3 protein-coding genes are annotated in these 13,896 nt (G+C 50.9%); all 3 read right to left on the reverse strand.

Annotated elements, in window-relative coordinates:
• The coding region (locus ACI31J_RS06265; RefSeq protein WP_439773576.1) for an MBG domain-containing protein at positions 1 to 10,498 on the reverse strand (10,498 nt) is incomplete at its 3' end.
• 433 nt (positions 10,499 to 10,931) lie between these two features.
• Positions 10,932 to 11,891: a beta-galactosidase small subunit gene (locus tag ACI31J_RS06270; protein WP_439773577.1), complete on the reverse strand. Its 960-nt coding sequence runs from the start codon at positions 11,889 to 11,891 to the stop codon at positions 10,932 to 10,934.
• The gene (locus ACI31J_RS06275) at positions 11,875 to 13,824 is read right to left on the reverse strand and encodes a glycoside hydrolase family 2 TIM barrel-domain containing protein (RefSeq protein ID WP_439773578.1); all 1,950 of its coding nucleotides are present in this window, start codon (positions 13,822 to 13,824) and stop codon (positions 11,875 to 11,877) included. Before ACI31J_RS06275 ends, ACI31J_RS06270 begins: the two co-directional genes overlap by 17 nt.
• Positions 13,825 to 13,896: the final 72 nt, after the last annotated feature.

The raw sequence follows: 13,896 nt of genomic DNA on the forward strand, positions 1-13,896 counted from the left end.
CGCTTGGATAATGGTCCTGCGGATTATCCGGCAGTAGATCCGCCGGTGACTTAGGGTAGGCCGGATCAACCGTCACGGTCCCATGCTGAATTTTCACAACAACGGTCTCGATACCATTTGCCGTGGCCACCACCTCGGCAGGCACCTGTTCTCCTGGAACAAGGAGCCACCCGGCTGGCAATTGAAGGGTTACCTTAACGTGTTCATCGGTAACTCCCTTCAACTCGGTATGGCCGATCTCATTGCCTTGGCTGTCCACATAGCTGATTTTACCCGTTTGAGGGTTAGGCGTGTAATTAATTGCGACAACTGTTGACTTAGTTTGGTCATCAACAGTCACCTCATCAATCGATCGAATCGTAGTTTCCTCACCGTTATCCACATTTTCGGTAATCCGGGTGGTATAACCCGGAACGGTCGCTACTTGATAACCGGTCCAGCTAGCCGTGCTCCAGTCACTCAGCGTCGTCAACTCGCCAGTTGCCTTGTTGTAAGTGGCAGTCCGGTAGATGACGGCCGTTTGCGTCTGCGATTTATCACCGCTTAATGAGTGATCGTTGATCGTCCGCGTGATCGTTCTCTTCAGATCATTGTCCACGAACCAGTCAGCGTTTGTCGGCACGGGGTTAGTGGCTGGTCTGGTAGGATCAACGACAACCTTCTGCTCACTTAGGTGGATCGTAATCGCCTGGTTCTGGTCGGCGGTGAACCGGTAGCTAGCGGGCAGGTCCTGCCCATCAGCCAATTCGTAATGGTCCGGAACCGTGACGTCACTAAAATCAGTAATTATCTGGTCGGTTACCCCAGTCTTTATAATCTGGTTCCCGACCACGGCCCCCTTCTGGTCATCATCAACAAATTTTATCGTCACCGTCTGCGCATCGGCAGCGTACCTTACCGTAAGCTGGCTATCCTGATCATCGCCATTGACCGTGGCTGCGGGCACCAGTCGTCCGGCAGTGTAGCCGGCAAACTTATACGGGGTAAAACCAGCAAACGTGTTTTGGCCGTTAAGCGCCACCCAGGCACCGGTACTGCCGGCTACCAGTTGTTTGGTTACCAGGTCATACTGGGCGGTTCTAGTGAATGAAACGGTCTGTTGCTTTTGCTCCGCTGGAATCTGGCTTAATTGGTCCGCAGACAGGCCTTCGTAGGTAATCGTTCGTTTGACGTCCTTAGTCAGGCCATTTTGCTTGAACCAATCCGCGTTCGTCGGTTCCGGATTGGTGGCCGGCTTAGTCGGATCAACCCGTACCGCCTTGTGATCCAGCATGATGATCAAGCTTTGGTTCAACGCCTTGTCAAACGTGTAAGTCGTTGGCATGGTCTGACCATCAGCCAATTCGTAGCGGTCTGGAATCTTGATGTCACTAAAATCAGTGATTGTCTGACCGGCTACCCCAGTCTTCGTGATCACTGGTCCCACCTGCCGATTACCGTCATTCGTATCTGCAAAGCTAATTGTCAGAGTGGTGGCATCCAAAGTGAACTTGGCGTTTGAAGTAATATCCAGATCGTAGTTTGAGTTGGCCTCCTTCAGCTTCTGCACACTATCTGGGGTCAAGACAACACCATAACCCCCGGCTTCAGTTGGAAATCCGTTAGCAAACTGGTATTCCAAGTTCGCCGGAATGGTGATGCCTGCGGGAGCTGAGACGTTGAATCGCTTATTATCAATCTCCGTACTGGTCCCCTCTTGGCTTCCATCAACCGTCACATCAACTTGGGCCGGACTAATGATGTACTTGAACCGGCCACTTTCCGTGATGGCGTAGTTTGGATTAGCAACCTGCAGCTTCGCTAAACCAGCTGCGGTCAAGGCAAGGTAGTAGGTACCGGCGGCTGTCGGGGCCGTCGTCAACACTTTGCCGGCCGCATCTTGCCACTCGTAATCGCTGGCAGTGATGTGGTCAGCGTTCAGCTTTTCGCCGGCGATTAATCCCGTAGCGGTGAATTCACCGGCAGCCGGATCAATCGTGGCGGCTTGCCCATCGTAGGTCTTACCAGCACTAATGCCTTCCTTGTCGCCTAATACGACGTTGAGGCTCTTTTTCTCAATAATGAACGTCGCCTGGCCAGTATCACCAGTAATTGTAATTGTGACGTTTCCCTTGCCAGCAACCGTGTCAGCGATGTCTTGCAGCTTACTTGAATCAATCTTGATCGTGTAAATGCCGGCTGCAGTTGGCACGGTACTAAGCTTGTGGTCATTGGCGTCATACCAGGCATAATCACCATCCTGAAGCTGGTAAATGGTTCCCGTACTGCATGGGAAGCCAAGGCTAACCGCGATGTTCCCATTGGTGCCGTTAATCTCTGCAGTCGTGACCGCTTGACCATCATAGGTCTTTGAAGCCCGCCCACTAAGCGTTGCCTGTCCGGAGGCGGCAGTAATGGTGTAGGTAACCTCACCATCAATCGCATCAAAGCTGTAGTTCGGGTTAGCGTCCTTGATCTTTTGAACCGACTCCTTCTTCAATTTCAGGTAGTAGGTCCCAGCATCGGTCGGCAAACCGTTCATAACGGTTCCGTCCTTAGTCGCCCAATAGTAATCGAGGTAGGTAAGGCCGGTGAGGTTGAGGGCTTCGTTATTTACCACCCCCGTTGGCATCCACTTACCAGCCTTTAGGGCCTCACTGATTGCAGTGCTCTGAGCGTTATAGTCCCGCTGAACTGTCCCGCTGAACTTCGCGTTTGCCGATGCTTGGTTAATCGTGTACTTAATCGCCCCATTGGCAGCGCTGAAACCGTAGTCCGGGTTGGCAGCTTGCAAGACCGCTAAAGCACGTGAAGTTAACCGGGCTTCATAAGTACCGGCATCAGTCGGTGCTTCCGCCAGCTTTGTGCCATTCTCATCGTACCAGTCAAAGTCACTGGCTGTAATTTTGCCAGCTGATAGTGACGTAAGGGTTCCATTGCCACTGACCGTCAGACCGTTGATATCCAGAACGGCTGCTTTGCCATCATAGGTTTTGCTCTGGGGCTGACCAGAAACGGTCACGTTCGTAATCGGCTTGGCAACAATCGTAAAGGCGGCCGAACCGCTTAGCCCGTCTTCATTCAACGTTACGTTACCACTGCCGGCCTGACTATTTAAGGCTGCTCGCAGGTTAGTTAACCCAGCCGCGGTCAGTTTAATGAGGTAAGTTCCTGGATGAATCGGTGCAGAATCCAACTTAGTCTTGCCGTCTGCAGTGTACCAGTCATAGTCACCATTTTGCGGCAAATAGGTACTATCCTTCGTACTGCCCGGGAAGGTCAAGTTAACAACAATGCTTCCCCCATTGTTGACCTGCTTAGTGGTAACTGCCATACCATCAAAGACCTTTTGATTGCTACCGGTCAGTTCGACACTGGCACTTGCGGGATTGATATCATAGGTTGCTTTAGTCTTAAAAATCCAATGGTAGTTCTCACCGCTGTTGCCGGCTAAGTCCTCCAAGCGCGCTTGACCAGCCGGTGATAATTCGACCTGGTAGTGCCCCTGGTTGACCGGGTTACCACCGACGAACTGCAAGTCATCATTGGTCAATTCAATCGTTCGTGAAGTACCATCTGGTGAGTAAACAGTTGCCGAATACTTCAAGCTGTAATTGTCAGTCTTCAAGTCTGCCGGTGCTGCGGCCTGACCATCGTAGGTCTTGCCGTCACTACCACTAAGGGTGACAGTAGCCTCTCCTTGGGTAACCTTAAGCGTTCCATGACTTACCACGTTAGCCAATTGTGGGTAGGTATAGTTTTCCTTCAATGCTGCTTTAATATTGGCCAAGCCTTGAGCTGAAAGGACAACATCGTAACTACCAACATTTCCAGGTGTTTGGCTATAGGTTAAATCCCCATCCTTAACTTCATAAGATAAGGTAGTGCCATTTTCTGTCTTAACCGTCAAAGAATAGCCTTCAGGGTTCGCCTTAATAGCATCCAACCATTGCTGTGAACCGTAAGTAACCGTTTGCGGCTCCCCGCCAACCGTGATAGTTATCGGCATTGGGTCAACGTAAAAGGCCGCCGTTGGGGTGGTCAGCTCATCAAGCACCTGCTGCCAGTTGTAGTTAGCCGCACCAGGCAAATCCTGCAGCAGCTTAGCAAGACCTTTCTGCGACAACTTAACCGTGTAAGTGCCTGCGTCGCCCGGCGTGGTTACGAATTGAAGATCTTGAGCATCGAACTTTACTTTGCCGGTGTTAACGGCCACTTGCTTACCATCTACCGGAGCGGTGATGGCAATAGTATAACCATTATCGCCATACTGAATATTGGCAGGTTCACCATACTTGATATGCTGCGTGCCATTGATGTTGACCGTTGCCAGTGCCCGTTTAATTACGTAGGTGGCCGGATCGTGTTCCGTAATAACGTTTGCCGCATCGGCATTTTGACCGTCATCGTCACCCCACGTGTAGTCCGGGAATGCTTGCTTTAACCGCGCAAACAGCTGGTCAGAAATCCTTACCCGATAAATACCGACATCCTTAGGCTCCCCGTCTTTGTAACCATCAATATAAACGTCACCATCTTGCATACGACCGATTTTTTCCAAAACGGTTGCAAGATCTGGCTTAGTACCATCACTCTCTTGCCAGTTGGTCAAACTGACGACATACTTAGTGGCATCAAGCGGCAAATCGGTACCATAAATTGCCGTCTGGTTACCGCTCAGGGTGACCTGTGCCTTATGAGAATAGATCAGGTAATTCCCGGTACTCGTTGACAGACTAATAGTATAGTTCTGCGCGCCAGTTAACGACTGAATCCGCTCGAGCACACTGTTTTTCAAGCGGACGTAGTAGACGGGGCCAATGGTCTTATCGCTATGCACGTTGGTGTGAACCGCTGCGTTTCCTTGTCCATCAACCACCTCCAGATCGTCTGGAGTCAAAGTGAAGTGGCTCAGGTCATCAGGCAAGACTAAGGTGCCATTTCCCCAAACCAGTTTGATATCACCATTATCAAGCTGACTTTGCGTAACTACTGCCTTCTGGCCATCAAAAGTTTTCGATGCAGTGCCAGACACGCCAATTACCAGACTAGCCGGGTCAATCGTGTAGGTAATCCGCCCGGTGATCCGGCTATTATTCTGAGCGTCAGTGAATGAATAGTTTTTATTAGCGTTAGCAATTGCATCCCTACCCGCTTTATTTAATTGCAAGTAGTACGTTCCCACATTTTTAGGAACGGCAATTGCCCGTCCGTTTTCATCCACCCACTCAAGGGTGTCATCTGCTAAGTTAGGAATTGTTATCCCCGTTGCACATTTGAAGTAATCGTTTGTCTTCGTGCTAAAATTGGCTAAATCAAGACTCGCCGTTTGACCATCATACGTCTTTTCCAATGTGCCGGTTAGCTGAACAATTCCTGAATCCTGCTGGTCAATGCTGAAGTTTGCACTGCCAGTATCATTGCGGGCCAGCACTACGTTTCCCTGGCCGAAGGTTTGATCAATCAGCTTCTGAATATTGTCCAACCCGGCCTTAGTCAACTTGATCGTGTAGTTACCATGATTCGTTGGCGCCTTGCCATCGGCAGTATTCCAAGTATAGTCGCCATCGCCAAGGGTGTATGTCAAAGTTGATAAACCGGCAACCTGATCGGCATTAACCGCCACGTTAATGTTCGAATTATTATGCAAGTCCGCAGTTGTTACTGGTTGACCAGTGTAAAGCATATTGCCTTTACCACTAAGTGTGGCGGTTATAGTAGCGGCGTTAATCGTATATTTAGCGGTGCTTGTCGTTGGATCATCAGACCACGTTACGTTGTAGCCGTTAATTTTCTTAATGTCATCCCAGCCAACTTGAGACAGACGAACAGCGTAAGCTCCATGTTTAACAGGAGCATTCTTTTGCCACTTGCCATCGACATTAAATTCAATATCATCGGCTACCAACTTATAGCTAGGATTCCCCGGTCCCGTTAACTTGACTGCAAAGCCAGCTAAGTAGTCAGGATCTTCTTTACCGGTGTAAGTAATTGAAGGATTTCCTTCAAGTTTGACGGTTCCTGCGGCCTTCTTGATGGACAAAGTACCAAATCCAGTGCCTTGCACCAGCTGATAGTTGTTGCCAACCGCGTTTTGAATCTTAGCCACCCCGGCGTCAGTTAAGACAATGTGGTAAACACCATCAGCATCGGTGGCCGGGATCGGCTTGCCATCAGCGTCCACAACGCAGAAGTCGCCAGAGACTAGCTGGACGTCTTTAATGTCAGCAGTTGTGCCAGATACAGTCTTAACGCTCACCGCCACACTGTTGTTACCGTCAGCGCTGTACACAACGTTGACCGGCTGACCAGTATAAGTGGCAGTCTGCGTCCCGTTGACCGCAACGACGTTCGTGGCAGCCTTGATGGTAAAGGATGCATCCCCAATAATCGCATCGTCGGCAACCGTCGCGTTGGCCTGGCCACCTTGCCCCTCACCAGAAGCCTTCTTTAATGCAGCCCTGACGTGAGCTTTGCCGGCCGCCGTCAGGGTAATCGTGTACTCCCCGGCATTGGCCAAGTTGCCATCCGCCGCGTCTGCTGGCGTAATCGTGTAGTCGCCATCCTGCAAGACGTAGCTGCTATTGTCAGCGGTGGCACCAGGATAGGTTAGGTTAACCACGATCTGGCCGTTATTGTTAATTTCAGCAGTCGAAATGGCGGTGCCGTCGTAGGCCTTAGCGTTATTCCCAGCCAACTTCGCTGTTCCGTTGGCCTGACTGATGGTGTAGATGCCGTAGCCAGTACTGCCGAAGTTGAAGTTCGGGTTGTCTGCCTGCAGCCGCGCCAAGCCAGAACCGGTTAATGTGATGTAGTAGGTTCCGACGTTAACCGGATAATCGATCAGGCGATTGCCTTCCTCCCATGCAAAGTCGGCTCCGGTAAGGCTCTTACTATTTAATTCGACCTGCTTGCCATTAACCGCCAACGTAACGTGCAGCTTGCTAGGATCAATCTGCGTCGTTGGCTGCGCATCATAGGTCTTGCCATAGTTGCCGTCCGTAATATTACTCAAGATAGCGGTACCGGCCAGCGGCGTAATGGTGTAGCGGGCCATCCCCGTGATCGCATTATCGGCTACCGTGACGTTTGCCACCCCGCCTTGGCCACTGCCAGCAGTCGTTTCCAGCAACTGCTTGATGACCTCCGTCTTGAGTGACAGCGTGTAGGTCTGGTCGTTAGCATCTACAGGTGCCGTGTGATCCGGCGTGTTCCATACGAAGTCGTCGGCAGTTAACTTAACCGTCTCTGCGTGGGTAGTATCGCCATCTTTTGGATAGGAGAGGGTCAGCGCGATCGTGTTATTGGCATCCTCAGCATTCAGGTCAGCTAGCGTAACCCCAGCGCCATTGTAAGCACGGGTCCCTGTACCGGCGAGCGTTGCTTTAGCCTGGGCTTGAGTAATGGTGTATTTACCCAGGCCAGCGTTAGTCAGCGTAAAGTTCTTATTATTCTTTTGAAGAATGTCGAGTCCGGCACTAGTCAGCTTAATGTAGTAGGTCCCGACGTCCTTTTGCGCCTTAATTGCATTTCCTTGACGATCGGTCAAAATAAAGTCAGCGCTAGTCAATCCTGTCGTGTCCAATTTAATGGTTTGATCGCCCAATTTGACGTTGAACGTCATTTTACTTGGATCAACATTGGCAACTGCCCCATCGTAGGTCTTAGTGTCGCTGCCTTCCAATGTTGACCTTACGGCAAGGGGACTAATCGTAAAGTTCGCGTTCCTGACAATGTTCCAGTTGATGCCAAAATAAGGATTGGCATACTTAGCTTTGATCGCCTCTTCGCCCTGAGCGGTTAAGCGGACCTGGTAAGTATTGGCATCAGTCGGCAGATCAGTAGACCAGGTCTTCCCGTCAGTTGAGAATTCAACATCCCCGTTTTTTAACGTGAAGCTGGCGGGTTTAGCAATCGGTCCCGTAACCTCAAGCCGCAAAGCCTTGTTCAATTCGATCGGCTGGCCAGTATAGGTGACCGGGTTGCCAATTAGTTTGGCAGTGGCCGTCGCGGTATAGGCGACAATAATAGTAGTTGCCTTCGTATTCAGATCAACGGTCTGCGATGTAATGGCATCCAGGGTAGTTTCTTTCCCGTCCACCTTAATAATCGGGGTATAGCCTTCGACTGCAGTTGGCACTGCTGCCCAGCTCTGCGTATCCGTACCCCATATCTCCGTTCCCGGGATTTCTTGCCGAGTTACTTCATCATACAGGTATTCCTTATAAGGATTGGCAGTTTGGGTAATTTCTTGCTGGGTACCATTTGGTAGATTTTTAATAATTGTCCGCGTAACCGGGGTTGTGTCCCGCTTAACCGTCTTTTTATGGTGGAGGTGGATAACGGCATCCCCATCTTCATCTACTTCAAAGGCAGGGGTCCCATCACTCTTATAGGCAATGGTGAAAATCGTTTTGTCTAGCAGATATCCTTTTTTAGCTAGATTATCGGGCAGGTCAATTGCGACGGTTTTGCCGGTCGGTCCTGAGATACTCTTGGTATGGACCAGCTGGCCCTTGGCATCATCGTCGACGTACTTCAGCCTTAGCTGATGCTCAACGGGCGTTACAAAGATATAGTACTCATCCGTTGCCCCCTGTTCTGCCGGGAAGGTAATCGTTGCCCTGGCGGCTTTCAGCACCTTGATGTTCGATGCATTCCACTTGGCCTTCAAGGCAGCGATCTGCTGATCATCACTCACAATGTTGTAACCACTCAACGTGGAGAAGTTAACCAGACTGCTCTCCCCTTGCCAGGCTGTCTTGACCTCACCATCGTTAAGCATTGGTCCTTCAGGAAGTAAGACCTCTGCCTTGCCTAAATCCGTAGCATTCGAATCAGCATTGATAAAGTGCACCTTAACAAAGGAATGCCCCTCAATACTGTGGGCATTAGGCGTCGTCTTGATCGTTGTGGTGACCTTATTGTTCACCTTGATTTGGAGCGTGTTGCTGATGGTTGAGTCATAACTGATAATGTGGAGCTCCTGGTACCACATCAGCGGGTTGTCCCCCAGAAAATGATAGTAGGCGTTCACATTGTCTTCGGCAAACTTATCGGCGTTAGACACCAGGGTTGCGTACAGCGACTTCTTAAAGTAGTTCTTGAGGCTGTTTAGATACTTTTGCGAATCATTCGCAGATTTATCATCCGCGCTGTCATACCTCTGGATGATTGCGTTAACCCAATCACGGTGCAAGCGGGCCTGGGACCAATTAAACCAGAGGTTGACCGAGCCATCATCCTGCCGGGACCACAGCAACCCCTCATACTGTTGTGCTACCTGCTGAGCTTTCAATTCGTCCAGACTGAGGTTATCTGCAGTGCGGGTTGAACTGATCTTCATCCACAGGGGCACGGTCCCGCTATTGTGAACATACTTGCCGTTTTTAGGATTAGACAGGTCAAACAGGACATCCAGCGGGGCCCCGCCATTTACCTGAATGTCGGTGACCTCCTGGCTTCCCTGCAGGTTAATCCCCCATTGGTAATCGATCGGAAGGTTGGCTGGTTGCGAATGGAGCGGATCGTTTAGGAAGCTTTGAAATTCATTAGACTTAACGTAATTTCCATGGACCGAGAAGATCCCCTCTTCACCAGAGACTTTCGGGCTACTAATGTAAAAGTCCTGTGGCTTGTTGCCCTCGCTAAATTGCGGTGCCTTGATCGTCAGCACAAATGGGGTATTACTGTTTTCGTAATTAAATTTTACCGTCTGTGGATAATGGGTCCCAAGGTACGTGCTGGAATCGGCAGCGTGGTTAAGGGCCACTGCCACTGGGATGTCGAAGGTAATCTTCTTATCGCCCTTAAACGCAACAGTACGGTTAATGTTCTGCAGGCTCAAAATAATGCTGCCAAGATCGTCCTTATCAATATGCAATTCACCAAGCGTCACTTGCTTGCCGGCCTGAGTGACGTTGATTGCGTGCCGGCTAGTCCGTACCAGCACAGGAATGCTCGTCCCATTTTGTTCAGAACGCGTTTGGGTGATCGTGCCGATGGTGATCGATGGGGCCTTATCTAACTGGTCCTGGGTGACCTCAAACGACCCGCTTATCCCAACCACCTGACTGCCGTTAGCGTTAATTGCCGCCGCCTGATTATTGTTCGCATACATTTTCAAAGAAACGTTTTGAGCACTGGCCGGTTCCTGACTGGCAACAGCAGCCTGCTTGACCAAGGCACTCGTGTTCGCTTCCGGTTGAGTAGACGTAGCTTGGGATGACACAGCAGTACTGGCAGGTGCCGCCGATTGTTCTGGTGCAGTTGATTGAGCCGCCGCACTCAGTACGACGGTCTGACTGCCGGTAACCGCCTGATGGTCCGGATTATCAGCATCCGTCTGCCCATTTCCAGCGGCTACCGTATCCGCCTGAACACTCGTCAAATCAGCAAAATAAAAGCCAGCAGCAACCGCTACTGACACTACTCCGATGCTTAGTTTCCGCAACGAGAAGCGTTGATATTTCTGACCACTCTGCTTATTTTGCAAAAACTTATTATTTTTCCCCAGCACTATTCGGTTCTCCTAAATTAATAAAAATATTTAAAATTTTTAAGCAATTCATAGCTGACACCACAAATCGCTCAAAGAAAATAAAAGATTCATTAACCAGAAAGAGTTAAACATCTTTTTATACTAATTCCCTATCGAAAATAGCAACAACTTTCTTCACTGTCAACAGGAATGCTGTCGATTAATATATTGATAATTGAGCAGGCCAGCCCATGATATCGATTTACTATTCAAAAAAGAATTTATGGCGTATTATTTTCAGATAATAATGACGGTTAACAGCTAACGGCCGCCCTATTACAGCAATTGACAAGGTGTGCCAATAAGCTGGAAATACAGCCCTAATAGCGCCTTTCAAAGAAGCGTAAAACGCCGCGGTTTCAGGAAGAAAGCCTCCTGAGCCGCGGCGTTAATATTTCCCATAATATTTCCTTTATTTAGCATTTAAAACAAAGGAGAACTCAATATCCTTATCAGCTGGAATATGATATTTTTCTTCGACATCAGCACCCCAGCTATCGATCCCGCCGACACCACGCACGGCGCCCGCAACCACCAGTACCGTGCGTCGGGCTAGCGGTAATTCTTCAAGGTGAGTTGCGTTTTCCAACTCTTCAGCAGTGTACGGCAGGCAGCTGAAGTTAATCGGCTGACCAGCTTTGGCAACTTTCAGGCTAAACGGGGTTTGGTCATGGTCGGCGTTGTTTTGGGTGGTGTCCCGAGTTATTTTAACCCAATCCGTATCCATATGCATCCCGTTTTCCTGCGGAACGAGGTATTTGGCAACCGGCAGACCAGCGACTGTATAGGTCCCATGCTCGGCACCAGCCATCCGGTCCGGGTAGGTTTCACCGGACAACCCTTCATAAGTATAATTAGTGGCCAAAGTTGGCATGACCATCCGCAGACCAAAGACGGGCAGTTCCGGCAAGCCGGTCTTACCAGCATACCGAACGCCAATCTTGATCTGACCGTCCGCCTGGACATCATAACTGACCGTAGCGTGGGTAGCCGGCGTGGTCAATGTCTCGAAAGTGTAACTGATGGCAACCCCCTCAGCCTCCTCAGAACCGCCAAAGTCGTTCGTCCGGGGAGCAATCGGCAGCTGGTCAAAGTGGTGGTCACCAACGGTCAGGTCAATCCCGACGCACTTTTGGAAAAGGTCGGCCGCCACCCACTGGGCGGAACGGATGTTAAAGCCGCTCCCCCGGTCGTTATCGGTCGTGGCCCGCCAGAAGGTTGGGGTCGGCACCCGGTAGAGCCACTCCTTCCCCTTGATCTTCAAGGATTCCAGGCCGCCCCGTTCGTAGCTAAAGATGTAGTGGAAATCATCGCCCGCAACCCCGAGGGCGCCGTCGCCGTAAATGACGTGTAATTTATTTGTGTAAGCCATAGTAGTACCGTACCTCCTGCATTGCTGGTTTTGGTGTCCGGTCCGCAAACATCAGGCCGTCACCCGAGAATTCATAGTCAGAGTGCCGATCATCGAAGTCCCCGCCGTAGCGCATGACTTCCTTGCCGCTGATCGGGTCCTTAACCGCGATTGCCTGGTCAATAAAGTCCCAGATAAAGCCGCCGAAGTATTGCGGGTACTTGTCGAGCAGCTCGATGTAGGACCCCATCCCCCCAGCGGAGTTCCCCATGTCGTGCATGTACTCGCACTCCATGAATGGCTTGTCCGGGTTGTTCTGTAGGTATTCCTCAACCTGCTTTGGCGGCAGGTACATCCAGCTCTCCACGTCGGAGATCTGATCACGGTAGTCCTTAACCCCTCCGGCTGGCAGGTAATTTTTCTTATCCAGACTCGGGATCTGCTCACTGTAGTCGTGGGTGTGGCAAACGCCCTCGTAGTGGGTCAGCCGGCTGTCATCGTGCTCCTTGTAGAAGTCGTTCATGGCGACCAGGTTGTCACCGGCAAAGGATTCGTTCCCCAGCGACCAGAAGAGGATCGCCGTATGGTTCTTGAAGTTTTCGTAGTTGCTCCGGGCTCGGTCGACGACGGCATCCTTCCACTGTGGGACCGATCCAGGAACGTTGTAGGACGGCTCGATGGCCCCCATTTTCTGCCAAGTAGCATGAGACTCGAGGTTGTTCTCCGCCATCATGTAAATCCCGTTTTGGTCACAGAGATAGTACCATGGAATCTGGTCCGGGTAGTGGCAAGTCCGGACGGCGTTGATGTTGTTTTCCTTAAACGTGGCGATGTCCTTTTCCATATCTTCCATCGTAATCGCCCGGCCGCGGTGATCGTCCCATTCGTGCCGGTTAACCCCGTTGATAATCAGGCGCTTGCCGTTGAGCAGGACTACGTGGTCATCACTGATCTCGATCCGCCGGAAGCCGAACCGGTACGGGACCAATTCAACCAACTGACCATGGTCGTCCCGAATTTCCACCAGCAGTTGGTAGAGGTACGGATCATGGTTGTCCCAAAGGTGAACGTTTATAAAGTCAATGTCGGCCAGGTCGACGGTCGAAGCAACCGGCAGGGTCTGGTCCAGCAGGGCATCACCGTCGGCATCCTTGACCATGACGTGGACGTTGCCGGCCGGTTCGCCAGCCAGCTTGAGGTTAAGGTTGAACCGGCCGTCCTTGAAGTTGTCAGCAACCACCGGACGGATCGTCATGTCCTCGACGTGGGTCACTGGCTGGGCCAGCAAGTTGACGCTCCGGAAGATCCCGGAGAAGCGGAACATATCCTGGTCCTCGATCCAGGAGGCGGTGCTGTGCTTGAAGACCTCAACGGCCAGCACGTTGCCCTCATCTTGGATGTACGGGGTCAGGTCAAATTCGGACGGGGTAAAGCTGTCTTCGGCGTAACCAATGAAGTGGCCATTGAGCCAGAGGTACATGGCCCGTTCAACCCCTTCGAAGCGGACCCGAACCGCCTTGCCGCGCAGGGCTGGATCCAGGTCAAAGGTCTTTCGGTACATCCCAACCGTATTGTCAGCCCCGGTGCTGAAGGAACCAGCCTGGTCATCGTCAGCACTCAGCGCGTACGCTGGCCGCCGGTAGATCTTCCCTTCCCACGGGATCAAAGTGTTAATGTAGTTGTTCTGAGCATAGTCGTTCAGCTCAATTTCGCTCGGCACGGTGATTGAATCAAAATCCGTGGTATCTTGATCCACTTCAAAGAAACCGCGCAAACGTTCTTGGGGAGTCTTGGCAAACTTGAATTGCCACTGGCCATCGAGGGACTGTGTAAAGCGACTGTCGCCGGCTGCCCACTCTGCATAGTTGCCATAGTAATGATGGTCGCTGTGCGCAGGAAGCTGGTTAACCCGGAACGTCTCTGGGTCGTCTAACCATTTGATATCTGCATCCATTAAAAAATCCTCCTCATAAAGCAAATTCCGTCTTTAGTATAGCGCTTACAATATGTGGAAGACAAGGAAATC

The sequence above is a fragment of the Limosilactobacillus sp. genome (assembly GCF_051873075.1).
Classification (GTDB): Bacteria; Bacillota; Bacilli; order Lactobacillales; family Lactobacillaceae; genus Limosilactobacillus.